This window comes from Litoribacterium kuwaitense (assembly GCF_011058155.1).
In the GTDB taxonomy this organism is placed as follows: Bacteria; Bacillota; Bacilli; order Bacillales; family DSM-28697; genus Litoribacterium; species Litoribacterium kuwaitense.
This window is the reverse complement of sequence record NZ_JAALFC010000001.1, coordinates 135,939-161,188: the sequence shown is the minus strand read 5'-3', so window position 1 is coordinate 161,188 and position 25,250 is coordinate 135,939. Positions and strand designations below refer to the sequence as shown.

Below are 25,250 nucleotides of genomic sequence, written 5' to 3'. Positions count from 1 at the left end.
ATTTTTAATATTACTTAGTCTTAATTAAAGGCCAAGCTAAAATTAAAATTTCGCAAGCATGTGCTGAAGTGAAGACAAAATCGCAAAATGATTTTGTCTTCACCTTGCCGCGGATCTATTACCCGAGCATCTTACGCCAAACAGGTGTTATGACGACCGTCGCCCCCGCAGCATAGAGATAGAGAAAGGCAAGAGCCCAAACCACCGATGGCTGTATGGGTGTTTCTGATGCTTTGACTGCACCTCAGGTTTGTTTTCTGGATCGATCCATGTGGCAAACTGCGCGGTGACCTGTTTTACAAAATCATTGGTGCTCATCTCTTCACCTCCTTACCTTTCAACTATTTATTATGTCCTTATACAGCGTTTTGTATACGATCGATTACACTTGAAGCAATCTCCTTTGGCGAGCCTTGATCCGCTTGTACGATCCAAGATGCTTGCCGATATAAGGCTAGCCGCTCCTTATAGAGCGTTTGAATTCTTTCTCTAGCATTTCCTTTTAAGAGCGGCCTCTTTAAATCATCTTCAAGACGACGTTCAATCTCCTCAAGAGAGCACTCTAAAAATACCCATAAACCATTCTCTAACATCCACCGACGGTTCGCTTCTTTTAATACAATTCCACCGCCAGTAGACAGTACAGTTGCTGGTTTTGTAACTGAGCGGAGCACCGCAGCCTCTACGGAACGAAAATACGCTTCTCCTTCTGTTTCAAAGATCGTACGGATTTCTCGCTTCTCTTGCTTTTCAATTTCTTCGTCTGTATCAATAAATTCTGCCTGAAGCTGTTCAGCGATAATCTGACCAACCGTTGTTTTCCCAGCTCCCATGAAACCAGTTAAAAAGATAGGCTGCACCGATGATTCTCCCTTCACGGTAAACATTTTCTCAATATACCCTATAGTTTAACACGATGTGCTCGTCAGGTTCGTATAGAAATGTCACCATTGCCAGCATTTCTTGATCATTTTCAGCACGAATTGTCACATTGAGAAGCTCCGTATATGGTTCATAAACAACCGTACATGTCACTTCTCCATGGTTGAAGGTTTTTGTCGCTTCAAAACCAGCCTCACGCCACCCGTCATCCGTATACCCTCCTTCTCTTAAGATGTCCATCGTCCACTCATTGCCATAATGAAGGAAGTCCTCTAACTGCCTCCGCTCCATTTCTAATTGGTAAGCTTTTTTATCCGAAAAATGCAGAGAGCTGGCATGCAAAACGAGAGCTGTCAAAAGCAAACCTGTCACGAGTGCAGACACACAGACAAACCCTCCTTCCTTAGCCATCGTGCTGCCCCATTGACGGAATTGTTTCTAAAACGGTTTGACCACTTTTAAATTGGATAGCGACGAGTAGTCCTCCTTTCAACAACTGAAAAGACATATTTTTAACATCTTGTAAGACGACATCATGCCCTCGTCCATTCACTTGGCGACGATAAATATCATTGTATTTTTCGTAGGTCACACGTTCACCGTTCACTGTTAGATGCAGCTCGTCTCCCTGGACTTCAGCTTTTGCAGACATCTGATATTCTCTTTGCAGATCGCGAACGAACAGATACAATTCCTGCCTTTCCATCGCAGCTTCAGGCTGTAACTCAAGTGACGCAATCAACCAGCCAGTAATAATGAAAACAAAGGAGGCAAACAGCAAGCCATAAGAAACGCTGACGATGTTCATCCACCGCCCCCCTCGTACATCAACTTACACTCCGCTGTCGACTCACTTATGTCCTCTGTCACACACAGCGTTGTTGTGCCGTCGACCGTTCGTTTCGTCCATAAAAAAATGGACTGATCATATCGATACTCCCCTTGTGCTCCACCGATCTCCCCATTTCGATGTTTTAAAGCCAACAGCTCAGCAAGCTCATACTTTAGCAGCGTTCTTTTCATTTCCTTCTCTTCTTTTTGAAAATAAACAGACATTGGTGTGAGCAAACTGATCAACATCATCATTGTGACGAGACCATACAACGCATCGAGCGCAATTGAACCTCTCTCAGATCTCACGATAGGTCACTCTTCCAGTACCAACCGAAATACTTACCCTGATAAGCCTATTTCGATCTGTAATATGATATGAACCTGCTTTATAAGGAGAGCCATGCCCGAAATACGTTGTTGGAGCAATGGATATAGGCTCGACATCGACCCCTTCTGGGATATCATACGTTCGACGTTCACTTGCACAGCACGTCCATTTCATCGTATACGAACGATCCCGAAGCTCAAAAATACCTACTGTATTTAATTGTTGACTTGACAATTGCAGCTCTCTTAGATGGGTTACAAATTGTTGAACAAAACGATCTGTTTTGGCTGCTTGCGCTATTGGCATTTGCCAAGCAATCATGACAGCAAATGAAGAGACGATCGATAAGACGAGCATAAGCTCGATAAGGGAATGCCCCTCATCTTGCTTAAGTAGACCCATCACCAACGACCTCCCCACCTTCGATTGTGTACGTTATACCATTCCGACACGTATTTGTTTGAATGTAACCATCCTCGATAAGCAATTGAATATCTTCAACAGCTGCATCTTGATCAATTTCATATACTTTCATTTGATTCTCAATAATATTTTTTAACGCCTCACATTCCTTCGCTTCAGCAACCTCTTTATTTTTGGACAGGTTTGCTACGGTGAGCACAATTAGAATAGAAATAATCACGAGAACAATCAACATTTCCACGAGTGTAAATCCGCTTTCACTTTTCATGAACAATACTCCTTTCAGGAAGAAGATCTATATATCAGACATCATTTGAAAGACAGGGAGCATAACAGACAGAAAAAGCACAAAAATAAAGCAACCTAGCGTAAGCAAAAGGATAGGCTGAGTGCGTTGAACAATACTTTTCATCATGTCATTCATCCGTGAAGCCATGCTTTCGCCTAGCTCAAATAGCTGTTTTGATAAATCACTATTTAATTGCCCCATAGAAATGATGGCGGGAAGCGAAGGATCGTAGCAGTCGCTTTTTTTTATCGCAACAATGAGCGTCTCACCCGACTCAAGGCAATCATAGATACGGTGGCTTTCTATTTTTAAAAACGCACTGCTAGATGTTTTGGACAGGAGAGAAAAGGCTTCTTTGGCAGAACAACCAGAGGAAAATAGCGTAGAAAGCTGAGTGGAAAGAAAATAGGTGTAATAGTAACGCAACCATTGCTTAACTAAAGGGATACGTAAATAAAGCGTTGTTCTTACGTGCGGTGAAGCCCACCTTTGCAAGCTAAATACGAGGAGCACCGTTAGGAGAAAAGCGATAAACAACACTTGGATAACGATGAGGAGCACATCAGGAAGAGCGGTGGCAAACCAAGCCGATTTTTCCTGGGTAATGCCTTGAAACAACGGGAGGATATATATCTTTAAGCAAATAAGAAACAAGAGCATGCCGATGGTCATCATGATAGGGTAGCGGAGGATACGGTAAAATTGATGGCGATACGTAGCCCAGCCAGCTAGCATCTCCCCGGATTGTTTAAGCAGATCAGGGAAGCTTTTTTGCGAGTGCGGCATTTTGAAAAAACTAAGGACGTGCGCGTGAAAGCCGAGGTGATGTAAAGCATCAGAAAACGATACCCCTTGTGATAGCTTTAACAGCATTTCCGTAAAGCTTTTTTCATATTTTGGACCAAAATAGGCTTGGAGGTGTACTAACGCATCCTGCATCGAGTACCCCTTATCCATTAAATGACCTGCTTTACTTAAAAAAAGTGCCTGTATAGCTAATGGCCATGTTTTCTTTTGTCGTTTTAAGAAGAAGGGAACCACCTCCTCCATTCATTCTCTGTAATAAATCCGTAAGCGTAAGCTTTACGCAATTCTTTCGCTAGTCCTTCACCAGCTGCAGAGCGTTTCCACGCTTGACCAATTGCTAAATCGAACACAGCTGCTCTCGGACGGCTTATTAGACGGTTTGCAGTAGCCAAAGTTGCCAGTCGTTGTGACAAAATACCGAGAAGACTTTCTTCTAAGTCAAGCAATTGAATGCCGTATTCAAGAAAGCGCCGTGCAGCAGAATATGGATGACTCCCATGAATTGTACTTAAGACGAGGTGACCAGTCATTGATGCACGTATGACCCATTTCGCGGTCAGAGCATCACGAATTTCACTGATGACAATAACATCTGGGTCGTGGCGCATCACAGACCTGAGCCCTTCTTCATAATGAAAGCCTGCAGCCTCATTGATTTGTAATTGTACGACGCCTTCGATTTGTTGCTCGACTGGATCCTCTAGCGTAATAATACGTTTTTTTGTCGTTTTTTGAATGGTTTTCAGCAAGGCATATAGCGTTGTTGTCTTGCCAGCTCCAGTAGGACCACACAATAAAAATAGCCCATGAGGAGCGTTTAACAAAGGAAGGATGTGTTGATGTGCTGTCGGGAAGATGGATAGTTTTTCAAAGGGAAGAATGGTTGAAGAGAGTATGCGGATCGTTAAATGTTCTAAGGGGATTCCGGGTAGCGTGGAAATACGAAGATCAAGCGGCTGAGATTTCACCATGATCGTATATGAACCGCTTTGTGGTCGCCTTTCTTCCCCGATATCAAGGGAAGCTGAAAATTTCAAGTGACGTAACAGACTTTGATAGGCCTCGTATGACAACTGTGAACCGTTGAATATTGTGCCGTGAGCACGATACTGAGCTTGTACTTTTTCTGACGACGGCTGAAGCAAAAAATGGACGTCCGTCGCAGACATTTGCTGAGCCTCTCTCAGTAAAGGCATAAGCACATCCATTCCATTAATAAATATGACACCTCCTCTTAGTGATTTCAAAATATAGATTCGACACCAAAATACATTCTCCTGCAAAAAGTGTGTATAAAAAAAATGATCTGGAAAGTATAATTAAAGGGAAAGCGATGGGCTATAGCCAAGCGGTAAGGCAACGGACTTTGACTCCGTCATGCGCTGGTTCGAATCCAGCTAGCCCAGTATTGCTCATTAAAAAAGCTGGCTTTAGCGCACAGGCGTTTGAGCCAGCTTTTAGCTTATTATCATACAGTTTAGCTGGCATTAGTTCGCAACCGACAGACGTTCTTTTTTTTTGGGAAATATTCCTCAACGCTGAAGGATTATAGCCAACGACAAGCTTTTTTCCATCTGTAATGATTGGCCGTCGTAACAGCTTTGGTTCTTTATGTAGTAGTCGAATCATTTCTGAGAAACTTAAATCGTTTACATCTTGATTCAATCTTTTGAAAGTTTGACTTCGTGTCGCTAATATTTCGTCTACTCCCTCAGTTGTTAACGATAAAATGTGGCGAAGCTCCTCAACCGTCGGCGTCTCTCGAAATAAATGCCTTTCCCCAAAAGGGATGTTATGCTTTTTTAACCAGGCTTTCGTTTTACGGCATGAAGTACAGCTTGGATACGTATAAAAAATAATTTGAGTATGTTCGTCCATGATCATATCCTCCTTTGGGCTATCTACTTGTTGTCATTTCCCGTAATTAAATGTTTCCCAAACCTCTTTTTCCAAAGTTTTCTTATCTTATCTCTCTTTTTGGCTTTTCTAGCTTTGCAACCGGTTCATTTTGTATTATAATGATATCGAATGTTTTTATGTTCGTGTGCAGGAGGAGGAATACATATGGAACGGATGTACCGCGTGCTTGGGTTTTGGACAGCAATTATTGCGATCATGGCCTTTCTTGGCGACTTAAAGCCAATGGCACTTATTTTCTTTGCCCAGACCGCCTTTTTTGTATTTTTAAGTTATCTCAAATTGTCTGAGCGCATGTATATATATGTATTCGGCGCGTACTTAACAGTGTTTTTTGCCGGATTCACATATTACACGACGTTTGTTTTCCAACCTGGCGTACATTAATTCACTTTTATGAAAAAACCCCTCTATTAAAGGGGTTTTTTACGTTATAAAAAAGGGTTGGTTGTCATTTCTTCTTCAATTGTCGTCTGCGGCCCGTGTCCTGGTGCGACAACAGTTTGTTTAGGTAAAGTGAGCAATTGTTGTTGAATACTTTGTAAGAGCTGCTCGCCATTTCCCCCGTATAGATCGGTGCGCCCGACACTTCCTTTAAACAAAGCATCTCCTGCAAAAACAACATTTTCCTCTTCCCAATAAAATGAGCAGCTACCAGGTGAATGGCCTGGCGTCTCTAAAACGAGAAAATCAAATGGACCGATAGATAATTTCCCCTGTTTTAACGTATGGATTGGTGCACCTTCGCGAATACTAACTTCAGGAACACCCATTTTTGCGGACCCATTTTTAGCAGCATCAAAAAGCCATGACTCCTCATGAGCATGCACATATAAAGGAATTGATTCATGTTGTTCAAGCATCGGCTGAACTGCGCCAATATGATCCCAATGAGCATGAGTCAGGATAATCGCTGCAACATCCCCTGAGAGCTCTTGAGAAAGACGCTCTGGTTCATCACCGGGATCGATAATGAGATGTGTGTTATCTTTCGTCAGCACATACGCATTGGTCCCCAATAATCCTAAAGACAATGTTTGATAGGACATCTTATACCCTCCAAAAATAAAATGGCTTGTTTAATCATTCATCCCTATCATCGTAGCATATATTTTCCTTATGCTTATCGACAAATGATACAAAAAAGAGTAAAATATATCCGACAGGGATGTATGCGTTCTATATATAATAAAAAAACGTTGGCATGCCTTCACGAACGAGGAATCGAATTGCATCATTATGAGCTCAAAGGGACATTCCCTCGTTGTCCATGAATGTCTTATGCGTATGCTGATCTCTCATCTAGCGAGGCTTAAATACATAGCATTTGTTTGCGTTTCGTCATGTATGTCATGCATGTAAGCTTCGCCATGAATGAATGGATTGTATCATGGCATGTAGACAACCACTTAATGAAAGCTCTATAGCCATGACACATCTCCGGATGCTCATGCTCTTCGTGTTGCAGGCTCTAAAAAACGTGTCAAGCAATGCACTGTTTAGAAAGGGAGGGATGATCTTGGGTATCATCATTATCTTTGGGATCATTACGATTCTTGGTGTCTTCGGATTCTTCCGATCGTTTTCCGCAAAGAATTTTATTGCTGTTGCTTTCTCTGCAGCAACGGTCGCTGTATTCGGATGGTTTTCCGTCAGCACGCTCGTCAGCCTTATTGTTAATGGTCCGCAAACCTATTAATGAAATGAAAGCCGTTAACCCGACGATTCGTCAAAGGGTTAACGGCTTTTTTATACAGCATTTAATTGAAAACGGGTCGGGTCAAACGATTGAAGTCGTTCTTTGACGCCCGATTTTTCCTCCAGTAGATCAGCAACAAGCTTAGCGGTCACCGGTGATAATAATATGCCGTTTCGATAATGACCACAAGCTAACAAAACGGCCGGGTTCTTCGTTACACGACCGATCAACGGATAACCGTCTCTCGTCGCTGGTCGTAATCCCGCCCATTGATGGAAGGGCTTTACATCTTGCAGAGAAGGCTTTAATTTTGGTGCCCACCGTTGCAATCGTTGAATGCCTTGCTCAGTTACACTCGTTTGAAATCCAGCAATATCCTCTGTCGCTCCTGCGACGACGACGCCTGTCTCTTTTTGAACGAGGTAACCTTGGCTTGAAAACACGATATACGGCAGAGAATATGGTGGCTCTTGATAGGCGCAAATTTGCCCTCGAATCGGCATAATGGGAATATCAATAGCTAAAGCTTCCTCCCATTCCTTTGCCCATGCACCTGAACAAATAATTAGTTGATCCGCTTCATACACGTGATCTCCGGCTTTTACATGACCTGCTTCAAGATCCTGCACCGGTTGAACAAATGTATGGTCAAAGCATTGCACACCGATGCGTTCACAAGCGATCTTTAATGATTGCACGTAATGTGGCGCATATACATGCGCTTCCTCAGGTCGATAAATGGCGCCGGTAATTCTGTTACTAAGTCCAGGCGCTTTTTTTTGCACTAGATGATGGTCCCACCATTCTGCTTCAACACCAAAGCTACTTTGCCATTCCATCGTCGTTTCAGCAGCCAGCTGATCGGCTTCATGAAAAAAACCGTTAAGCTGCCGCTAGCAGTATATTCAAATGGCTGTTCGCTGACGGATTGAATATCGTCTTTCCAATCAGGGAACAGACGCAAACTATCCTGACATAAGACAAAAAAATCATCTGGGTCCTCTTCAACCTCCGCATATGGTGCCAGCATTCCAGCTGCCGCTCCGGATGCTTGACCACCAAAGGCGGATTTTTCAAAAATACGGACGTCGTACCCTCGTCGTCTTGCTTCAAAAGCAATGGAAAGGCCGATGACTCCTCCGCCTACAATGTTGATCGATTGCTGCGGCATGTTCTCTCTCCTTTACGAAAGCCTACCGTGGATCGGACTGCTCTCAGTCGCATATTGTTTTTTCGGAATCCGCCCCGCACGTCTTGCTGTGTACCCAGCCATGACTGCATGCTTCATCGCCGTAGCCATTGCTGCCGGGTTTTGCGCGCGAGCAATTGCGGTATTAATTAACACCGCACTGGCGCCTAGCTCCATCGCTGACGTTGCATCTGTAGCAGAGCCAATACCAGCATCAATCACGACCGGAACAGTTAATGTTTCACAAATTTGCTGTAGGTTGTATGGATTTAATAACCCTAAGCCTGTTCCTATCGGTGACCCACCTGGCATAACAGCTGTCGCCCCGGCTTCTTCTAATCGTTGGGCAAGCACAGGATCGTCGGACGTATAAGGAAAGACTTTAAAACCTTCCTCAACAAGTATCCTTGTCGCTTTCAGGGTTTCAATCGGGTCAGGCATTAACGTTCGGTCTTGAACGCTAATTTCTACTTTGATCCAATCGCTTAGCCCGCTCGCTCTCGCTAATTTTGCGATTCGAATCGCTTCTTCGGCATTTGTCGCCCCAGAAGTGTTTGGTAAGTAGACAAACGGCCGATCTAAATGTTGTAAAATAGCATCTTCATGCGGATTTTCGACATTGACACGCCGAACGGCAAACGTTAGCACGTTAGCTTCTGATGCTTCAATGGCTTCATTTTGTACAAACGGGTTCGGAAATCGCCCAGTCCCAAGAAAAATTCGTGAAGTGAGCGTCTTCCCCCCAATCGTCCATGATTGATTCATTAAGCTTATCCTCCTCCGACAAACTGAACCATTTCTATTGACATACCATCGTGAAGAAGAACAGAATGTCTGTCTTCCTCTTGAATAATCTGCCCATCCACTTCTGTAACAACGAGACCAGGGTCAATGCCAATTTCTTTAACAAGCGCTTCTACCGTTTCTACGTTCGTTGTTGTCGTTTTACCATTCAATTGAACCGAAATGCTGTTATGCGTTTTTAACAACTCATGCGCCTTCCGAACGACATAGGCGGGATCTTGATGCCCAACGATTTCACTCACCATACAAATGCTTGCTGCACCTGCCTCGATGACTTCTTGGAGATTGTGTAGCTTGATGCCACCAATCGCAACAAACGGAATATGAAGATTACTTTCTTTTAACGCTTTAATATATTCAAGACCTACCGGCGCAACAACATCTTCTTTCGTGTTCGTTTCGTAGACTGGTCCTGCCCCAATATAATCCGCACCTCTCGCTTGTGCGTCTAAAGCTTGCTCCATTCCGTGAGTTGAAATACCGATCACTTTACCTGGACCAAGCTGCCTTCTAGCTTCTTCAATCGGTGTATCGTCCTGACCGAGATGAACCCCTGTGGCATCCACATCAAGAGCAATATCAATGTAATCATTTATAATGAATGGTACATCATATTGATCACACAGCTTTTTTAGCTGCTTTGCTTTCTCATAAACGACTGGCTTAGAAGAATGTTTATCTCTTAGCTGCACAATATTAGCTCCACCTTTGAGCGCCTCTTCCATGACTTCAAGCATGGATACACCTGGATGAAAAACTTCTCCTGTAATAGAATAAACGGGTCCCAGCTGCATATAGAAATCCTCCTTTATAAAAAATAAAGCCGTTTTCCATAGGGAAACGGCTGTACGGATGGTATAAATCAACCCATCTAACGTTACACCGTGACTTCCCTTCGCTGGAACAACCCAGAGCAGGTTCAAAGAGTAAAAGAATCGATTTCTTTTTCTCAGCCCATATTGGGCACCTCTAGTCACTCATTCACTATATTATCTCAAATGATCAAAGATTTCTCAACTCAGCTACAAAATCTCCTTCGTCTCGCTAGATCGTAAGCGAACAATCGTTGCCTGATCGTAAGAATGTACGATAGCCCACTCACCATTCGGCGATACATCGAGACGATGATTCATCGGCAATTGAACCTCCTGCAGCGACTCACCATCGCTTAAACGATACGTATGTAACATTGATTGCTCCATACGATTTTGCATGACAAAAAATTGGTTTTTTTCCGGATGAAATTGCAACGGTGGCAAAAAAAAGCTGTCTCCCTTCCACGGAATCATCGCTTGTTCTTGAAAAATGCCTTCTACGATCTTATATATACCGATCATGAGACGAGACTCACGCTCTAGGAGTAAGGCTACATTTGGTGCATCAATATAAAAATCCTTCACAGCTGCTTGCAAGGGAATGTCCGAATGCGCTTCTTTCTCAACGACATGAAGCGAATTGTCTTCAGCATTTTGGTACATGAGTGAAGATGCATTAATCCATTTGACAAATGGTGAGGCCGTATCCACTTTCATAACCTCATCCGTATCGTAGTTCCATACTTCTGTGTTAAAGCTCCAGTCTCGATTAAATGAAGAGATGACCATAGTCGAGGCATTCATAGGGTTTAACGCAATATACAGGTCATTGGCCTGTGCTGTTTTTTTATTTAACACGTTGCCGTCCGAATCGATGATTAACAATGTGCTGTCTGTCCCTGTTTGGCTTGTATGAAGAGCAAACCTTTGCTGGCTTCGCTCATATTGGGCAGCACTGACAATATCCGTTGTCGCATATAACACTTTTTGCGAGCCGGTATGTAAATGATAAAGCACGATCGTGGTCTTCTCAGGCTCCCTTTTTAAGAAATATAATTCCGCGTTATTTTTCCATTGAATAAATTCCCAAGCCTCATCATCTGTCCTTTCTAAAGTGACAAGGCCATTGATACCGACCTGCTTTAATTCTAAGCTTTTCGCACTGACACTTGCTTGACCAAGGGATGACGCTTGATTACAGCTCACCAATAAGATTAGGCAAAAAAGCAAGACCCCTTTCAACATTTTCATCCACATTATTCTCTCCATCATCTATCATTCTTTCTCTCTATTCTACCGTTTAGGTTTTGACTTCACAATGAAAAACCAATCGTTTCCACTCTATTCTTTTTAGCAGGAATCTTTTGTCTTTAAAAAGGCGGCCATAATTTGTTCTGTTGCCTGATATATCTCACGATACATACTCAGCGGCAGCGGGTTGATCCCTTTTCCGAGCTCTACTGTAAACCCTGGTCGTCTATGCGTTTGAATAAACCAGTCCTTAAATCCAGCGTGACTGTCAATGGTTTGGACCGGCTCATAACCGCAAACGTTTTGAAACGAAGTCACTATTTGTCTTGATACCGTTGGCTCTTTGTGCTGATATCCCCAATAAATCACTTTGCCTTGGGTGTGAAAAGCAACGACTTGCTCAAAATCGTTTGCTGAGACAAGCGCTTCCATAGCCAGCGCTTCTGGCTCACTTAAAGGCTTAGGTCCTGGATAATCTCTATGTGCAGGCGCTTGCGGTTTTCGTTGTTGTTCAATCTCCCATCCTGCGGGAAACTGATTATTTAAATCTACCCCACGAATATTCGCTTTCCAGCCCGTAAAATCATAGCTGTTTCGGTTTAAAGAGAGCACGTCATTTTGCCATTCGCCTGCTGACTCTACACCGTCTAGCAAAAGCGCCACACCATCAGGGTTAACAATTGGCACAGTAGACAAATTTGTTTCCTGATATGTTAAAGCCCAATGACTATTCGGTGAATAAGCACTATGGTAAGCATATGTTTCTAAAAATTCCAGCAACGATAGTGAGGTAATCCATTCATGAGCATGAAAAGATGCATTTGCATGTAGCTGGCGACTGCCTTCTCCTATACTCACCTCAAAAATTGGTCTCCGCAAGACGGAATGACCGATTGTTTGCACACGGACAAAAGGATAACGCTCCTCTAAACGAGTTATCCTGTTATAAAGATGACTGATCGTTGGTAAATGATTATTCAAAACATCCCTCCGTTCATTTGCTCAATATAACTATATGCACCTGCATGAACAGCAAATACCTCCGAGTACTTTATGTACGACGTTTATTGATTCATGGTTACGTATTTCTCAAAAAATCAGCTCCCTTTTCTTGAAACGTTAAGGGGGGATTACAAATCAAAAGCATTAACATTGGCACAGGCGTTCAATGTAGAATCTGGATTTTCAAAAAGATGATATAGAACTCACTTGACAAGGGTTCTGCCAATACACATACTGCCAACGCTGAAAAAGAAACCGAGAAACAACTTTTCTTCAGCTAGGTTCATAATGAAAAACTACAATCAGTGTACGGCCAGTCTGTATCAAGCAGCGATCATTTTACCGTCATTTTTGCATCATTTACAACATCATTGTTACGACGGTGAGGTAAAAAAACGATGCAAAGTCATTGTCGACTTTTTGCTGCACTCTGACATAGTATGATATTGCTATCATTAGCCAAGAAACGGCTCGACAATCGTTATCTCATCTAAATTTTCGTTTTCTGCTTTTGGCACAATTTCCAAACTCTTTAACAGATTTTCTTGATCTGAACGGTCTAATGCCATCGTATTTACAAACACTTGATAGACGCCACCTTCATTATCATCAATGAAATACGTCGATGTCGTTGATTGATCTTCTTTATTAAAATCATTTAGTCGAATAGACGGAATGTTTAGGTCGGACTTCACGATGCTCGCTGTAACTCCTTCAAAGGATTCCTTAAAGGTCTTTAGCGCTTTTGCAGCAGTATACATGTCTTGATTAGGGGTATGCTCCCAAGAAAGATAGATGACACGGCGCTCATGATCTGTTAAGGAGACGAGGGACTCATTTTCCGCTTGAATCAACTGGTAGTCTTCCGGATCATAATTAAAATAAAGACTATTTGCTTTATCAATTTGGACCGCAAAATAATGCTTTTCTTGAACATAGAGATAGGAGAGATCGACCTCTTCATTGCTATATTGATAATATCCAAACCTTCCTGATGAGCCTGATTTATGCTGAATATGATCAGAGGGCAACCCTAAATAATCCATATAAGCTTGAACTGCTGGCGTCTCTTTAGTAATGACAGAATGTTCTTTTGAATAAATTTCGAATTGATAAATCAGATCTGCTTCATCATCCATCCAAACGACAATTGAATAATCATCAAATGCGAGCCGCACTTCTTGTATGTCCACCTTGATCTGGGGATTATTTACATCGATAAAATCTTTTTTGATCAAGCGCTCAATGGCATATTTGCTCGAGAAGTCTATGCGAGAAGGAATGACCTTTACTTTTTGCAGTTTCTTAAGCTCCTCTATTACAGTACGTGCAATATCCTCATCACGAACATCGCTGACCTGCTCATTCCAAGTGACGATTCCTCTAGTATTCGAAACTGCGCTTTGAATCGTCGCGATTTTTGTACTTACTTCGATATTTTCCGAAGACACGTATTTTTTGTCATCTAACGTTTCTGTGTAGACAGCATTCAACAACCGTTTATTTTTTATTTCAGCGATAAACAAAGGCGCTAACGCAAGCAAAACAAGTAACAAGCAAAAGAAAGCAATATTTACCGATGCCTTAACGTTCATAATCGTCCACAGCCTTTTTCAGTGGTATTGTTACACACGTCCCTTGATTGACTTTGCTCGTAAAATACATCGTTGCTTCATGCAATTTAAGGATTTCTGCCGAAAGGCTTAGCCCCAGGCCTACGCCTCCTTCAACATGAGTTCTCGACTGATCAACCATATAAAAAGCTTGGGTGATTTTGTCTAACTCACTTTCTTCCATTCCTTTTCCATTATCACAAATGGATATTTCATAATGATCGTTTTGCTGTTTTCCTGTCACTACAATTTGACCATTGCTTCCGATCGCTTTTCGGGCATTATCTAGCAAATTTAAACAAACCGTTTTGATCAGCTCAGGTTCAATCTCGATCCTCCCTGGTTCGACGTGCTGTTTAATCTTAATTTCAGATTTTTCACACACTGGCTGCAACGATTTGATCGTCTCATCCAAAAATGTTTGCACAGAAACCTTTTTTACGATGATGTCTTTCTGTTTTAGAGCGACGATTTCCAGGAGTCTCATTGACAATTTCTCAAGCCGTTTTCCTTCTTCAAAAATATATTGTGCAGAAAGCACGATATTTTCATTGGACATGCGTTTAGTTCGCAACATGTCCGCGTAGCCAATAATTGACGTTAATGGGGTCTTTAGCTCATGTGAAAAAGAGGCGACAAACAGCTCTTGCTTTTCTGCTTCCTGCTTCAGCTCATTCATTTGTTTTTCTAATTTAGCTGCCATCGTATTAAAATGACTTAATAAAACAGCGAATTCATCCCTGCTTTTAATCTCAATCTGTTTATTAAAATGTCCTGATGCAATTTCATTTGTTGCCTCTGTTAACCTTTTGACCGGTTTGGTCAGCCATTTGGAGATGACAGCTGTAATCCCTCCGACAACAATCAGCATAGCAATGATAAGCTTAATAAACATTTCGTACTGCTGCTGTTGATTATAAAAGATGTGTGAAACGTCTCTTAATACTTCAATATAATATCGCTCACCATACAACGTAGTGGGTCGAAATACTTGAACATATGTGTCATCACTCGTCGTATGGAATGTGTAGCCCTTCTCATTCTCAGAGACCTCTTTCAACATGTCATTGTCTGGTATGCTATTTAATGATGAGAAAACAATTTGATAGTCACTGTCACTAATTCGGAAAGAAATTAAGCCGTTAATATGATTAATATTCATCGCGTTAGCAGTATTTGTAATCTTTTCTTGTAATGCTGCTAATTGTTTTTCATTTACATTCATTTCCACATGAACATTATATTGGTTTTTTAATTCATTATTCATCGAATAATGAATAATATCACTTAAATCATAAGCAGCATCAATTTCCCGTTCCATCGCCGAATTAAAGTTACGATCCATTAATAAATAAAGGCCGACAGAAAAAAAAGAAACACTTATCAAGAGCGTACTAAAGAAAATTTTCCAGAAAAACGTCATCGCTACACCTCCAAGCGATACCCAACTTTATACACAGCAACTATCTTATGTTCCAATCCTAATTTTTTCCGCATTCTTTGAATATGCAAATCGACTGTTCGACTTTGTCCAACATACACATCTCCCCATATGTTTTCGTAAATATGTTCACGATAAAGAGCGATGTTTTTATTTCTGCAGAACAATAATAATAGCTCATATTCCTTTGCAGTTAATTGCACCTCTTTGCCCGCCTTTTGCACGACGCGTGATTGTGTATCAATATGTATATCAAACAACTGAAGATACTTGGACGCTTTATCGTATCGACGTAAAACGGTTTCTATTCGCGCTAACAGCTCAACAATTTCAAAAGGCTTTGTCATATAATCTTCAGCGCCTAATTTTAACCCTTTCACTTTATCGTTCACATCTGATTTGGCAGTTAAAAATATGACTGGAATCTGTAGCTGTCTGATGTAATCCATCAGTTCATAACCATTGATCTCAGGAATCATTACGTCAAGCAAAATTAAGTCAAAGCTTTCCTTTTCTAGAATATTTGCTGCTTCCAAACCGTCCCAAACGCATGTACATAAGTAACCTGCATCGGTTAAGTTCATCCGGATTAAATTAGAGATCGGTTTTTCGTCTTCGACAATGAGTATTTTGATCATCTTCATCCTCCTATGTCCAGCCATTTTACAGCAAAGATGTATCATAGTTGTTTCCTATGCAGGGCTTTTTTGCTTATTTTTCTTAAAATTGGTCGCCAATGTTTCATAACAAGCAAAACACCCTCTGCCAACAGAGGGTGAATGATCAGTTACTGACGATATTGCGTTTCCTCTTGGAGAAAACGTAAAAGGTCGCCATAAATGACTTTGTCTGAGAAGTTCAACTCTTGGTCAACCTTGTTTTGATACGGTTCACACGAAGAGGCGTCTAGCTCCTTCCCTGATTCCGCATCATAACAGATCCCTTTTGTATATAATACTTCTTCTGTAATGAAACTACCATCTCGTAATATTGTTAAAGAAGGGGTGTCTTCTGACAGCATATCATGACCAAAATATAGGCCATCGCTCTTTATACCTAATAAGTTGAGTAAAGTCGGTTTCATATCAATTTGCCCATATACTCCTTCAACAATCCGATTGTCTTCGTACCCTGGAATATGGATCAAGAGTGGTACACGTTGAAGTTTCACATGGTCAAATGAACTGAGCTCTTTATCTAACACTTCTTCAAGGCCATTGTAATTATATTCTGGGATGCCGAAATGGTCGCCGTATAAAATAAAGACCGTGTCTTCATACAAACCTTCACCCTTCATTTGTGCAAAAAAATCGCGAATGGCGTCATCTGTATAACGAACAGTTGTAAAATATTTATTGACCGTTTCACTGCTCGTATCAAGAGGCGCAAATGTTTGCTCTTCAGGAGCGAGATCAAACGGGAAGTGGTTTGTCAAAGTAATAAATTTCGTATAAAACGGCTGCTCCAATTCTTTTAAATAAGGAATGGATTGTGCAAAGAACTCTTTGTCCTTTAGTCCCCAGCCGACTTGGTTTTCCTCTGTTAACGTATAGCTGGCAATATCATAAAACTCATCATAACCAAGCTCGTCATAAATCATGTTTCGATTCCAAAATGTCTCATCATTGGCATGAAATACGGCGGAACGATAGCCATGCTCGCCGACAATTTCTGGAACCGCCCTAAACTCATTATTGGGATGCGAAACAAAAGCTGAACCCCTCGGCAAAGGATATAACGAGTTTTCGACGAGAAATTCGGAGTCAGACGTCTTGCCTTGACCTGTCTGGTGATAAAAATCCGGAAAATAAAGAGACTCTTCCACTAAGTCATTTAAAAATGGCGTGACTTCTTTTCCATCCACTTCTTGACCGATCACAAACTCTTGAATCGATTCCATTGAAATAAAAACAATGTTCTTACCTTCAATGAGCCCAGTCATATTCGTATTTGGATCACTTTTATTTGCCTCAACGTAGTTGATAATCTCATCAAGCTCACTTTCATTAGCAAATGCTTTTTGCATGGACGTCTTTGAAGACATAAACATGTCATGCAAGTGATAATTGACCGTTCCTAAGTTTTTAACCATCACTTCACGGTCAAATGTCTTTGTGAGAAGCCAAGGCATTTGGATTTCAGCAAGTGTTAAGTTAAATAAAAACAAAGCGGAAACAGCGACATAGTACTTACGAATATCCAGCTTTTTAAATTGAAATTGTATATCTGGCTGTTTACGGTATAAAAACCAAGCGAGAAAAAGAATATCGATAAAAAACAAAATGTCATAAAACTTAATCAAAGCAAAAAAACTTGAGCCAAGGTCAGCGGCGTTGTTTGTCATAAACAGTACAGGCATTGTAATAAAATCATTGAAGGAGCGGAAGTACAATACATTAGCGTACAATAAAAGTGTATAAGCGATGCTCGCTGCCAGTAGCCAACCCCTTCTTCGTTTTTTGCAAAAATAAACACTGTCCCGATTAGCAAAAATAATGTACTGGCCGGATTAATAAATAAATTAAATTGTTCGAGGAATGAATTCATCCCAATATCAAAATCTAAACGATAGATCAAATACGTTTTTAACCATAAAAGCACAACCGTCAGCAAAACGATGCTGAATTTCGAAGATGCAATACGCTTCTTCATTCAAAAAGCCTCCTCCGTTACTCCACTCCATTTACAACTCTTTTAAACAATATACAATATCTTAATGTGTTCTTTACAAAATCGCAACCTAAAAAGCATACGCCTCTTACCATGCCCCATAGCCTTCTTATTCAATCCCTAAACCACTAGACGAAACAAATCGACATTTAGTTTCACAGACAATGCTGTTTGAATGACGTTTTCCGTGCTCTAGCCCATGGGAGACATAGGGTTTACGTTTTTCAGCAAAAAAAAAGAAAAACATTTGACCAAATGGACAAACGTCTCTCTTTGTAAATCGTATATGATCGTTAAACTTCTTAATTTCCAGAGATTTTCTCACGCACGAGCCAAGCACAACCAACAATTCCTGCATCATTTCCGAGCACAGCCTGTTTAATTTCGCATGCTGAGGAAACTAACGGTAATGCCGATTGCTCAAAAGCTTTTCGGACGGGATCTAAGAGTGTCGCACCCGCTTTAGAAACTCCTCCGCCTAACACGATGACACTTGGGTTTAAGACGACAGCAATTTGAGCAAGTGCATGGCCTAATTCCCGACTCATAAAAGAAACGACACTTTGCGCTAATTCGTCTCCTTTTGTTGCAGCTTCAAATACAGCTTGTGACGTCACCTCATCACGATTACGAAGCAATGAGGGGGTTTCGTCAGCTTGCAAGGCATCGAGAGCAAGACGAACAATACCAGTGGCTGAAGCGATTGTCTCTAAACAGCCTGTTCGACCACAGTTACAAGGTGCGCCGTTCTCTCTTACAACCGAGACATGACCAATTTCACCAGCAATGCCCGATGACCCATGAACGATGTCATTGTTTACAATAACTCCACCGCCAACGCCCGTGCCAAGGGTAATACATAAGCAATCTGCTTCATCATTTCCCGCACCCTTCCACATTTCACCGATCGCTGCAACATTTGCGTCATTATCGACAATCACTGGTAAATCTGTTTCATCCTGTAATTTTTGTTTTAGAGGAAAGTCTCTCCAGCCAATATTGACTGCATGGTGAACGACCCCATTTTCCATGTCCATAAAGCCAGGACAGCCGACACCAAGTCCTTGCACATTTTCCTTTGCAATTTCATGTTTATCCATATACTGGGATAGTGACGCTGCCAAATGCGCTGGAACTTGAGCCCCGTCATTGCTTGTATCAGTAGGGATTTCCCACTGATCAATCAAATCACCACTTGAATGAAACAATCCCATTTTTATCGTTGTTCCACCAATATCTGCTGCAGCTAATACCTTTGAATTCAAAACGCTCTCCCCTTTAATCTTTATCCCTCTATTTTTTAAAAACCTTGATTCTGTAAATAATTGAGCAAATACGTTCTTTTTGGAGCAGCCAATGTCTGAGTCGCTTGATCCGACCAGCTGTCTGAACGCTTCCCTTTTGTCCGCTCTTGATAATAATCGGACACTATCTCATCATATTCATCTATTTGAGCGATTCGTTCATCTTGATATGTATCTTCATGGAAAAGCACAGAAGCGGGAAGCCGAGGCTTTTTGTCTGTTTCCTTCGCCGGATGACCAATGGACATACCGAACAACGGAACAACATGAGACGGAATGTTTAAGCATTCACTTACTTTATGTAGATCATTACGAAGCCCACCGATATAGCAGATGCCAAGCCCAAGCGACTCTGCCGCAATAGCGACATTTTGCGCCGCTAGAGCTGCATCAACAACACCAACCGTGTAGGCTTCCGCATGTAACAATGATTGCTCAAGCTGCCGATCATATCGTTGCGCTAGTTCAATATGCTTATGAAAATCAGCACAAAACACGAGAAACAATCCATTCTTTTCAACATATTCCTGATCACGTGTCACTTCTCGCAATACTTTACGTTTATTTAGATCACGAACAATAATGATCGTAAATGCTTGAAGGTAGCTTGAGGTTGACGCAAAACGTGCACTTTGCAAAATAGCCTCTTCCATCTCTTTCGCTATAGGCTTGTCTAGAAAATTTCGGACCGAACGATGATTTTTTAACAACTCAATGGTCGGATTCATGGTTTATTCACCAACCCTTTTCTTAACAATCAATTCCTCATTGCGAATAAGGTTCACTGCCTGTGCATAATCAGCCGTGCTCAATATTCCTCTGTCTAACAGCTCTTTCAAATCTGTTTTCATTAATGTAAGGTCGGCGATTCGATCGCCTGTGTAAATAAATGACCCATAACGACGTAATAATCGAACGACATCGTCATAACGCTTCATGTCTCATGCTCCTAACGTACGCTAATCTTCATTATAATCAATTTTCCAAAAAAACTCTACGATGAGGAAGATAATATTCTTATCAAACCGGATGGTGGAGAAGGCTGATTGTTTTCCCCATCCTTAAGTAATTTCACCATACCATAGAAACGAAGGTTTGATAAAGCAAATAAAAGCTCAAAAAAGGATTGGGCCTTCTTTCGAGCTTTTTTGCGTTCTAAATATACGATCCATTAACGATCGGGGTCTTTAGGCTGTAAAATTTCTGGCCGATGATGCTTCAACGGTATCGGCGATCGGAACAAGACATCCTTTAAGGCCTTATAATTAAATGGGAGTAACGGCCATAAGTAAGGGACATCAAACGCTTTAATGCGAGCAAGAAATAAAACCCAAAGCGTGACACCAACGACGTACCCTATACCACCGAAGAAACCTGTCACCAATAGCAAAAGAATGCGGAATAAACGATTGGCAATACTGAGTTCATAACTAGGTGTTGCAAATGTACCGATGGCGGCAATCGATAAGTACAGAATGACTTCATTCGAAAATAATCCTACCTCAACTGCCACTTGACCGATTAAAATTGCAGCGACAAGCCCAAGAGCAGTGGCTAGCGAGGAAGGTGTATGAATGGCAGCCATCCGTAATAAATCTAAGCCAATTTCGATAATAATAAATTGCGCGAGTAACGGAACAACACCAAAATCGTCTGCACCAATGTAATCGAACGCTTCTGGCACCATACTAGCGTTCATCGCAAGCAAATACCAAAGAGGGAGCATAAACAACGAAAGCCATACGCCAAGGAAACGGACGAAGCGTAAATACATTCCAACGACCGGCTTTTGCCGATATTCCTCGGCATGCTGTAAATGATGAAAAAAAGTTGTCGGCGTAATGAGTACACTCGGCGAACCATCAACGATGATGAGCACATGACCTTCAAACAGGTGTGAAGCTGCCGTATCTGGCCGCTCCGTATAGCGCGCCAGCGGATATGGGTTGTTAAAACGCTCAAAAATAAATTCCTCTATCGTTTTTTCCCCCATCGGCAAGCCATCAGTGTCAATTTTCTTTAACGATTGTCTTATTAGCTCCACATGCTCTGGATTGGCTATATCATCTAAAAAACTAATACAAACGTCTGTCTTAGAACGACGACCGACTTGCATGTATTCCATCCGCAATGAGCGATCTCGAACACGCCGACGCGTCATAGCCGTATTAAAAACAATCGTTTCGACAAAACCATCTCGCGCCCCACGCACAACCCGCTCCACATCCGGCTCCTCTGGTCCACGAACCGGATATGTTCTTGCGTCAATTAATATCGCATGATCGATTCCGTCCACAAGCAAAGCGGCGGGGCCACTCAACACTTGATCGACAACCCGCTCCAAATCGTTTTCTGTATCAACTTCCACATATGGGATATACGTGCGTAACAACGATTCCAAAGGATCATCAGCCAATTGCGCTTCATCAAGCCCTGACAAAAGTCTCATTAAATAATGCATAATGTCATCTTTAATAAAGCCATCCACTAAAAATATCGCCATTTTACGATTCGCATATGTTAAATCGAGTTGAATCACATCGAAGCTCTCTTTAACTCCTAATCGTTCACTTAAATATTCTACATTTTTTGCAACTCAGCTGAGCACGGGACTTTGTGTACCTCTTTATTCGTCATACGTTCGCCCTCCGATTGTGTACTATCACAAGCATTGGCAAGAACTGGACGAGACATACATTCCCTTTAAGAGATCGCAACAAAAAAGCCCCTTGATAAAGGAGCTTCATGCAAAAATAAATGAAATGAAAGTCACCGAAACAATTCTTCAGATAGCTTTTTACGAATATAAGGACCTGCGAAACGCCTAACGACAATCGAACGCAACCATTGTTGTGAGAGGATTAGCTGGAACAGTCGGAACCGAAACCGATAGAGTAAGACGATTCCTAAGACAATGAAGATCGCTCTAATTAAAACTTCTCCTTCTCTCAATCGACATCCCTCCTACATAATAGGATGCCATGTAAACAAGTTCCTTATGCATAAAGAAGTGTTAGTTCCCAATAAAACGACTATAAAGACTACGTGCTCTCGCTGAATCTGTTGTACCTTGAATGAGCACACGTCCATCAGGAAAAATAACAAATGTAATGTCATCGTCAAGATGAGCGCGAACGAGAAAAGGTGTTTTTTTAACTTCACCGAAGGGAGAAAGCTGTGTTGCCACTTTATCTAATTGAAACGCGTCTTCATAGTGCAATTGAACTGAATCACGGCCACACATGACAGACGTCGTACGTTCTGCACCATTTAAAAGAGGGAATTGTTTTTTCTGACAAGTTGGACATTGCTCTTTCGGCTTTGCATACGGGAAAAAATGAGACTGTCCCGTCCAAATATCACAAGACATCATTCCGGGTCGCTCCTCTTTTGCGTCAACAAGGTATTTTAACGTGCTTGCTGCTTGCCAAGAGGTCGTTAATGTCACTGCAGGTGAAATGACCCCTGCTGTATCACACGTTTCTGATGATGTCCCTCCTGAAATCAAGCATCGTAAACATGGGGTTTTTCCTGGTTCAAAAAAAGCTGCCAAGCTTCGCGAACTGACAACACCACCATAGGCATACGGAATACCGTATTTGACACTTGCTTCATTTAACAAAAAACGCGTCTCGAAATTATCGGTTCCATCTACGATGACATCCATTCCCTCAAGAAAAGATGGCAGATTTTCAGCTGATACGTCAGCGATAATGCCTTCTACATGAATTGAGCTATTGATTTGCTTTAATTTCAGTTCAGCGGCCTGAGCTTTCGGAAGAAGTTGGCGCGCATCCTCTTCATCAAACAGTTGTTGACGCTGTAAGTTAGACCACTCAACAAAATCTCGGTCAACAAAACGAACATGTCCTACGCCAGCACGAACAAAATGAGATGCGGTAGCCGTTCCTAAAGCACCCATTCCAACAATAAGAACGGAAGATTGCAATAACTTCTCCTGACCTTCCTGTCCAATCGGCGCAAAAAGGGTTTGCCTCGAATATCGTCGTTGACTTGTCATTACGCCTCCCTGCCTCCTTTTTTTGGACGGTAAATTTTTTGATCAGTCACAATAAGGTCCATCAACACATCTGTTGTAATCGTAGGCAATTGATCAAGGAGCTGCTCTTCAAAAGCGAGCCCGACCTTTATCATTGGCGTATTCGCAAAAAACGATCGTAATACCCGCCTCCATATCCTAAGCGAGCTCCTTTTTTTGTAAATGCTAGGCCAGGGACGATCATCATATCCGACGGTTGAAAATTGACCGAGCCTTCTCCGACCGGCTCTTCTATTCCGTAGCGATTTTTCTTCGTCTGTATATGCGGCGCCCATGGATAAAAAGCCATGTGCTCTTTATCAATCACTTTCGGCATCACAATACGTTTATTTTCTAAAAGCGCTTTTTCTTTTATCAATGAAGGGTCACATTCTTCACGAATTGGTGAGTAGACCCCTACTGTCTGTGCCTTCCTCCATTCATCTGTCTCTGTCAAACGTTGACAGGCAAGCTCTGACTTTAACGATCGATCTTGGATATGCGTGCGAATCATATTCATTTTTTTTCGTAGCATCTTTTTATCATTTTTCATCATAACAATATTTTAGAGGAGCTGCTTTCAATTGCCAACTGAAGCGCATTTTTATAATAAAAAAACAACAGGTGCTAAACCTGTTGTTATTTCGTCTCGCGGTGTACTGTATGACGGCGAAGACGTGGTGAATATTTTTTTAGTTCAATACGTTCTGGGTTAGTTCGCTTGTTTTTAGTCGTAATATAGTTACGATCGCCGGTTTCTGTGCACTCAAGTGTAATGTTTACACGCATTGCTATCCCTCCATTCCTTACAACACATACTTTATTAAGTTACCAAAAAGGACTTGAAAAGGCAAGGGTTTTCTATCGAAAATGAACAATCACTGCTTACTTTTCATGATCATAACCATCAGTCGTATCATTGATTCGACACATTCCGAAAAAATTCGCCCCTGTCTTCCTGAAAACCCTTCGTTTGCTGCGAAGAATATGATATAACAGAGAGAGATTTTAGGAAAAGGAAGGGAACTTATGACAACAGCTGTAATTGTATTGTTATGTATTTCGATCGTATTATTGGTTCTTTCATTCTTTACGCGTGACCGTGTTAAAGTTGTTGAGGAGCAGCTCGAGCAACTGACAATACAAACCGCTCAAGAAAATTATCAACTTAAACGAAAAGTTGAAGTCTTTGAAGAAGAAATGATGCTGACTTACTCTTCAAGCGATGATATAAACGATCAAGCTGCCAGTACAGAGGAACGCTTGATCGAACAAGCGCTTCATTTTCATACGCAAGGCTTAAACATTCAACAAATCGCTAGTGAACTTTCTCTGTCTGAAGAAGTCGTTGAACAAATATTATACGGCGAGCAAAGTCGGGGTGTCATAGGATAATGAAATATTCACTTCGCGCCTTTGCTGGCGGCATCTTGTTTTCTATTTGCGTGCTCCTTGTTTTTACTGGCTTTTCAAACGATCTTGACATGAATGATGAAACAGTCCAAGCCTATTTAGCTGAACAAGGACAAAAAGCTGTTCCAATCAATCAGTCCATAGATGATCAAGTAGCTGACGCACAAGAAGACAACGATCCAGTAGACAAAAAGCACCCTTCAGCAGATGATGATTCTACAGAAAAAGCACCGATCGAACAAGCAGAAAAACTTGAAGAAGAATCCACAACGAATTCTGAAAAAGAGGTACCTGCCAAGCCCGAGAAGGAAGACACAACGCCAAAAAAAGAATGGACGATTACGATCTCCGAAGGCATGACGACTGGTGAAGTTAGTCAACAGCTCGAAGACTTAGGTCTCTTAAAAGCAAATATTTTAAACGATTACCTCGAAGACAACGACATGGCCCAATCAATTCAAATCGGTGAACATATCATTAAGCGTGGTATGAATGTCGTCGATATCGCCAACGAAATCACGAATTAAATA

The 25,250-nt window shown here is 41.6% G+C and carries 31 protein-coding genes, 1 tRNA gene, 3 pseudogenes and 1 riboswitch; of the genes and pseudogenes, 5 read left to right on the top strand and 30 right to left on the bottom strand.

Features of this window, described 5'->3' with window-relative positions; all coding sequences use genetic code 11:
- Positions 1–147: 147 nt before the first annotated feature.
- The 9 genes from G4V62_RS00870 to G4V62_RS00830 are packed head-to-tail and all read right to left on the bottom strand — an operon-like array spanning position 148 to position 4,810.
- Positions 148–318, bottom strand: coding sequence for a YqzE family protein (locus G4V62_RS00870; RefSeq protein WP_165198884.1), 171 nt, complete (start codon positions 316–318; stop codon positions 148–150).
- 38 nt (positions 319–356) lie between these two features.
- On the bottom strand, positions 357–860 hold the full coding sequence (locus G4V62_RS00865) for a shikimate kinase (protein ID WP_165198883.1): 504 nt from the start codon (positions 858–860) through the stop codon (positions 357–359).
- A gap of 31 nt (positions 861–891) precedes the next feature.
- Positions 892–1,293 (bottom strand): hypothetical protein, encoded by a 402-nt coding sequence (locus G4V62_RS00860; RefSeq protein WP_165198882.1) that lies wholly within the window; start codon positions 1,291–1,293, stop codon positions 892–894.
- Complete coding sequence (locus G4V62_RS00855) at positions 1,286–1,690, bottom strand: competence type IV pilus minor pilin ComGF (RefSeq protein ID WP_165198881.1); 405 nt, start codon at positions 1,688–1,690, stop codon at positions 1,286–1,288. The genes G4V62_RS00860 and G4V62_RS00855 overlap by 8 nt, the downstream gene beginning before the upstream one ends.
- Positions 1,687–2,022, bottom strand: coding sequence for a hypothetical protein (locus G4V62_RS00850; RefSeq protein WP_165198880.1), 336 nt, complete (start codon positions 2,020–2,022; stop codon positions 1,687–1,689). Before G4V62_RS00850 ends, G4V62_RS00855 begins: the two co-directional genes overlap by 4 nt.
- Complete coding sequence (locus tag G4V62_RS00845) at positions 2,012–2,446, bottom strand: hypothetical protein (protein WP_165198879.1); 435 nt, start codon at positions 2,444–2,446, stop codon at positions 2,012–2,014. The genes G4V62_RS00850 and G4V62_RS00845 overlap by 11 nt, the downstream gene beginning before the upstream one ends.
- Complete coding sequence (gene comGC / locus G4V62_RS00840) at positions 2,433–2,735, bottom strand: competence type IV pilus major pilin ComGC (protein WP_165198878.1); 303 nt, start codon at positions 2,733–2,735, stop codon at positions 2,433–2,435. The genes G4V62_RS00845 and comGC overlap by 14 nt, the downstream gene beginning before the upstream one ends.
- A 27-nt stretch (positions 2,736–2,762) precedes the next feature.
- A complete protein-coding gene (locus G4V62_RS00835) occupies positions 2,763–3,806 on the bottom strand; it encodes a type II secretion system F family protein (protein ID WP_376768240.1) in 1,044 nt (347 codons plus the stop codon).
- Entirely contained in the window at positions 3,779–4,810 is a 1,032-nt protein-coding gene (locus G4V62_RS00830) for an ATPase, T2SS/T4P/T4SS family (protein ID WP_165198876.1), read from the bottom strand. The genes G4V62_RS00835 and G4V62_RS00830 overlap by 28 nt, the downstream gene beginning before the upstream one ends.
- 87 nt (positions 4,811–4,897) lie before the next feature.
- On the opposite strand from G4V62_RS00830, the gene G4V62_RS00825 reads away from it, so the two are divergent.
- Positions 4,898–4,969, top strand: a tRNA-Gln gene (locus tag G4V62_RS00825).
- 106 nt (positions 4,970–5,075) lie between these two features.
- On the opposite strand, the pseudogene mgsR reads toward G4V62_RS00825, so the two are convergent.
- Positions 5,076–5,441: pseudogene (gene mgsR / locus G4V62_RS00820) on the bottom strand (transcriptional regulator MgsR); the annotation flags it as partial.
- Between the two features lie 186 nt (positions 5,442–5,627).
- On the opposite strand from mgsR, the gene G4V62_RS00815 reads away from it, so the two are divergent.
- The gene (locus G4V62_RS00815) at positions 5,628–5,867 is read left to right on the top strand and encodes a DUF2626 domain-containing protein (protein ID WP_165198875.1); all 240 of its coding nucleotides are present in this window, start codon (positions 5,628–5,630) and stop codon (positions 5,865–5,867) included.
- 44 nt (positions 5,868–5,911) lie between these two features.
- Here G4V62_RS00815 and G4V62_RS00810 read toward each other — a convergent pair whose 3' ends face one another.
- The gene (locus tag G4V62_RS00810; RefSeq protein WP_165198874.1) at positions 5,912–6,529 is read right to left on the bottom strand and encodes an MBL fold metallo-hydrolase; all 618 of its coding nucleotides are present in this window, start codon (positions 6,527–6,529) and stop codon (positions 5,912–5,914) included.
- Positions 6,530–6,993: 464 nt separating this feature from the next.
- Between G4V62_RS00810 and G4V62_RS00805 the strand changes: the two genes are divergently transcribed.
- Complete coding sequence (locus G4V62_RS00805; protein ID WP_165198873.1) at positions 6,994–7,179, top strand: DUF2759 family protein; 186 nt, start codon at positions 6,994–6,996, stop codon at positions 7,177–7,179.
- A gap of 50 nt (positions 7,180–7,229) precedes the next feature.
- Here the strand turns inward: G4V62_RS00805 and G4V62_RS00800 are convergent, their stop codons facing one another.
- From G4V62_RS00800 to rpmG, 19 genes and pseudogenes are all read right to left on the bottom strand, one after another.
- Entirely contained in the window at positions 7,230–8,018 is a 789-nt protein-coding gene (locus G4V62_RS00800) for an FAD-dependent oxidoreductase (protein ID WP_312855403.1), read from the bottom strand.
- Positions 7,964–8,350 (bottom strand): FAD-dependent oxidoreductase, encoded by a 387-nt coding sequence (locus tag G4V62_RS20500; RefSeq protein ID WP_312855402.1) that lies wholly within the window; start codon positions 8,348–8,350, stop codon positions 7,964–7,966. Before G4V62_RS20500 ends, G4V62_RS00800 begins: the two co-directional genes overlap by 55 nt.
- Before the next feature lie 12 nt (positions 8,351–8,362).
- Positions 8,363–9,133 carry a thiazole synthase gene (locus tag G4V62_RS00795; RefSeq protein ID WP_165198872.1) on the bottom strand — a complete coding sequence of 257 codons (771 nt, stop codon included), beginning with the start codon at positions 9,131–9,133 and terminating at the stop codon, positions 8,363–8,365.
- A 5-nt stretch (positions 9,134–9,138) separates the two neighbouring features.
- Complete coding sequence (thiE, locus tag G4V62_RS00790) at positions 9,139–9,966, bottom strand: thiamine phosphate synthase (RefSeq protein ID WP_165198871.1); 828 nt, start codon at positions 9,964–9,966, stop codon at positions 9,139–9,141.
- A 79-nt stretch (positions 9,967–10,045) separates the two neighbouring features.
- Positions 10,046–10,153, bottom strand: a riboswitch (TPP riboswitch).
- Positions 10,154–10,194: 41 nt separating this feature from the next.
- Positions 10,195–11,238 (bottom strand): YqgU-like beta propeller domain-containing protein, encoded by a 1,044-nt coding sequence (locus G4V62_RS00785; RefSeq protein ID WP_165198870.1) that lies wholly within the window; start codon positions 11,236–11,238, stop codon positions 10,195–10,197.
- Between the two features lie 99 nt (positions 11,239–11,337).
- Positions 11,338–12,219 (bottom strand): M14 family metallopeptidase, encoded by an 882-nt coding sequence (locus G4V62_RS00780; RefSeq protein ID WP_165198869.1) that lies wholly within the window; start codon positions 12,217–12,219, stop codon positions 11,338–11,340.
- 476 nt (positions 12,220–12,695) lie between these two features.
- Positions 12,696–13,835 (bottom strand): hypothetical protein, encoded by a 1,140-nt coding sequence (locus G4V62_RS00775; RefSeq protein ID WP_165198868.1) that lies wholly within the window; start codon positions 13,833–13,835, stop codon positions 12,696–12,698.
- Positions 13,825–15,276: a sensor histidine kinase gene (locus tag G4V62_RS00770; RefSeq protein ID WP_165198867.1), complete on the bottom strand. Its 1,452-nt coding sequence runs from the start codon at positions 15,274–15,276 to the stop codon at positions 13,825–13,827. Before G4V62_RS00770 ends, G4V62_RS00775 begins: the two co-directional genes overlap by 11 nt.
- 2 nt (positions 15,277–15,278) lie before the next feature.
- A complete protein-coding gene (locus tag G4V62_RS00765; protein ID WP_165198866.1) occupies positions 15,279–15,932 on the bottom strand; it encodes a response regulator transcription factor in 654 nt (217 codons plus the stop codon).
- A gap of 149 nt (positions 15,933–16,081) precedes the next feature.
- The gene (locus tag G4V62_RS00760) at positions 16,082–17,194 is read right to left on the bottom strand and encodes an LTA synthase family protein (RefSeq protein ID WP_512698557.1); all 1,113 of its coding nucleotides are present in this window, start codon (positions 17,192–17,194) and stop codon (positions 16,082–16,084) included.
- Positions 17,195–17,365: 171 nt separating this feature from the next.
- Positions 17,366–17,946: pseudogene (locus tag G4V62_RS21090) on the bottom strand (hypothetical protein); the annotation flags it as partial.
- A gap of 320 nt (positions 17,947–18,266) precedes the next feature.
- Positions 18,267–19,229, bottom strand: a complete 963-nt coding sequence (locus G4V62_RS00755) for an ROK family glucokinase (RefSeq protein WP_281357964.1) — start codon at positions 19,227–19,229, stop codon at positions 18,267–18,269.
- Positions 19,230–19,264: 35 nt separating this feature from the next.
- Positions 19,265–19,996 carry an oxygen-insensitive NADPH nitroreductase gene (gene nfsA / locus G4V62_RS00750; RefSeq protein ID WP_165198865.1) on the bottom strand — a complete coding sequence of 244 codons (732 nt, stop codon included), beginning with the start codon at positions 19,994–19,996 and terminating at the stop codon, positions 19,265–19,267.
- A gap of 3 nt (positions 19,997–19,999) precedes the next feature.
- Complete coding sequence (locus G4V62_RS00745; RefSeq protein ID WP_165198864.1) at positions 20,000–20,206, bottom strand: YqgQ family protein; 207 nt, start codon at positions 20,204–20,206, stop codon at positions 20,000–20,002.
- Between the two features lie 233 nt (positions 20,207–20,439).
- Positions 20,440–21,864: pseudogene (locus G4V62_RS00740) on the bottom strand (spore germination protein); the annotation flags it as partial.
- A gap of 173 nt (positions 21,865–22,037) precedes the next feature.
- Positions 22,038–22,220, bottom strand: a complete 183-nt coding sequence (yqgO, locus tag G4V62_RS00735; RefSeq protein WP_165198862.1) for a protein YqgO — start codon at positions 22,218–22,220, stop codon at positions 22,038–22,040.
- Between the two features lie 61 nt (positions 22,221–22,281).
- Positions 22,282–23,289 carry a ThiF family adenylyltransferase gene (locus G4V62_RS00730; RefSeq protein WP_165198861.1) on the bottom strand — a complete coding sequence of 336 codons (1,008 nt, stop codon included), beginning with the start codon at positions 23,287–23,289 and terminating at the stop codon, positions 22,282–22,284.
- Positions 23,290–23,419: 130 nt separating this feature from the next.
- The gene (locus G4V62_RS00725; RefSeq protein ID WP_512698556.1) at positions 23,420–23,860 is read right to left on the bottom strand and encodes a 5-formyltetrahydrofolate cyclo-ligase; all 441 of its coding nucleotides are present in this window, start codon (positions 23,858–23,860) and stop codon (positions 23,420–23,422) included.
- 86 nt (positions 23,861–23,946) lie between these two features.
- On the bottom strand, positions 23,947–24,096 hold the full coding sequence (rpmG, locus tag G4V62_RS00720; protein ID WP_165198859.1) for a 50S ribosomal protein L33: 150 nt from the start codon (positions 24,094–24,096) through the stop codon (positions 23,947–23,949).
- Positions 24,097–24,336: 240 nt separating this feature from the next.
- Between rpmG and G4V62_RS00715 the strand changes: the two genes are divergently transcribed.
- Both G4V62_RS00715 and G4V62_RS00710 read left to right on the top strand, forming a co-directional pair.
- Positions 24,337–24,702 carry a hypothetical protein gene (locus tag G4V62_RS00715; RefSeq protein ID WP_165198858.1) on the top strand — a complete coding sequence of 122 codons (366 nt, stop codon included), beginning with the start codon at positions 24,337–24,339 and terminating at the stop codon, positions 24,700–24,702.
- A complete protein-coding gene (locus tag G4V62_RS00710) occupies positions 24,702–25,247 on the top strand; it encodes an MltG/YceG/YrrL family protein (protein ID WP_165198857.1) in 546 nt (181 codons plus the stop codon). The genes G4V62_RS00715 and G4V62_RS00710 overlap by 1 nt, the downstream gene beginning before the upstream one ends.
- Positions 25,248–25,250: the final 3 nt, after the last annotated feature.

Bases quoted from the DNA above. Each gene is read 5' to 3' on its own strand.
- G4V62_RS00870 (WP_165198884.1), bottom strand. From the start codon at position 318: ATGAGCACCAATGATTTTGTAAAACAGGTCACCGCGCAGTTTGCCACA.
- G4V62_RS00860 (WP_165198882.1), bottom strand. From the start codon at position 1,293: ATGGCTAAGGAAGGAGGGTTTGTCTGTGTGTCTGCACTCGTGACAGGT.
- G4V62_RS00855 (WP_165198881.1), bottom strand. From the start codon at position 1,690: ATGAACATCGTCAGCGTTTCTTATGGCTTGCTGTTTGCCTCCTTTGTT.
- G4V62_RS00845 (WP_165198879.1), bottom strand. From the start codon at position 2,446: ATGGGTCTACTTAAGCAAGATGAGGGGCATTCCCTTATCGAGCTTATG.
- comGC (WP_165198878.1), bottom strand. From the start codon at position 2,735: ATGAAAAGTGAAAGCGGATTTACACTCGTGGAAATGTTGATTGTTCTC.
- G4V62_RS00835 (WP_376768240.1), bottom strand. From the start codon at position 3,806: ATGGAGGAGGTGGTTCCCTTCTTCTTAAAACGACAAAAGAAAACATGG.
- G4V62_RS00815 (WP_165198875.1), top strand. From the start codon at position 5,628: ATGGAACGGATGTACCGCGTGCTTGGGTTTTGGACAGCAATTATTGCG.
- G4V62_RS00810 (WP_165198874.1), bottom strand. From the start codon at position 6,529: ATGTCCTATCAAACATTGTCTTTAGGATTATTGGGGACCAATGCGTAT.
- G4V62_RS00805 (WP_165198873.1), top strand. From the start codon at position 6,994: ATGATCTTGGGTATCATCATTATCTTTGGGATCATTACGATTCTTGGT.
- G4V62_RS00800 (WP_312855403.1), bottom strand. From the start codon at position 8,018: ATGGAATGGCAAAGTAGCTTTGGTGTTGAAGCAGAATGGTGGGACCAT.
- G4V62_RS20500 (WP_312855402.1), bottom strand. From the start codon at position 8,350: ATGCCGCAGCAATCGATCAACATTGTAGGCGGAGGAGTCATCGGCCTT.
- G4V62_RS00795 (WP_165198872.1), bottom strand. From the start codon at position 9,133: ATGAATCAATCATGGACGATTGGGGGGAAGACGCTCACTTCACGAATT.
- thiE (WP_165198871.1), bottom strand. From the start codon at position 9,966: ATGCAGCTGGGACCCGTTTATTCTATTACAGGAGAAGTTTTTCATCCA.
- G4V62_RS00785 (WP_165198870.1), bottom strand. From the start codon at position 11,238: ATGAAAATGTTGAAAGGGGTCTTGCTTTTTTGCCTAATCTTATTGGTG.
- G4V62_RS00775 (WP_165198868.1), bottom strand. From the start codon at position 13,835: ATGAACGTTAAGGCATCGGTAAATATTGCTTTCTTTTGCTTGTTACTT.
- G4V62_RS00770 (WP_165198867.1), bottom strand. From the start codon at position 15,276: ATGACGTTTTTCTGGAAAATTTTCTTTAGTACGCTCTTGATAAGTGTT.
- G4V62_RS00765 (WP_165198866.1), bottom strand. From the start codon at position 15,932: ATGATCAAAATACTCATTGTCGAAGACGAAAAACCGATCTCTAATTTA.
- G4V62_RS00760 (WP_512698557.1), bottom strand. From the start codon at position 17,194: ATGGAATCGATTCAAGAGTTTGTGATCGGTCAAGAAGTGGATGGAAAA.
- nfsA (WP_165198865.1), bottom strand. From the start codon at position 19,996: ATGAATCCGACCATTGAGTTGTTAAAAAATCATCGTTCGGTCCGAAAT.
- G4V62_RS00745 (WP_165198864.1), bottom strand. From the start codon at position 20,206: ATGAAGCGTTATGACGATGTCGTTCGATTATTACGTCGTTATGGGTCA.
- G4V62_RS00730 (WP_165198861.1), bottom strand. From the start codon at position 23,289: ATGACAAGTCAACGACGATATTCGAGGCAAACCCTTTTTGCGCCGATT.
- G4V62_RS00725 (WP_512698556.1), bottom strand. From the start codon at position 23,860: ATGAAAAATGATAAAAAGATGCTACGAAAAAAAATGAATATGATTCGC.
- rpmG (WP_165198859.1), bottom strand. From the start codon at position 24,096: ATGCGTGTAAACATTACACTTGAGTGCACAGAAACCGGCGATCGTAAC.
- G4V62_RS00715 (WP_165198858.1), top strand. From the start codon at position 24,337: ATGACAACAGCTGTAATTGTATTGTTATGTATTTCGATCGTATTATTG.
- G4V62_RS00710 (WP_165198857.1), top strand. From the start codon at position 24,702: ATGAAATATTCACTTCGCGCCTTTGCTGGCGGCATCTTGTTTTCTATT.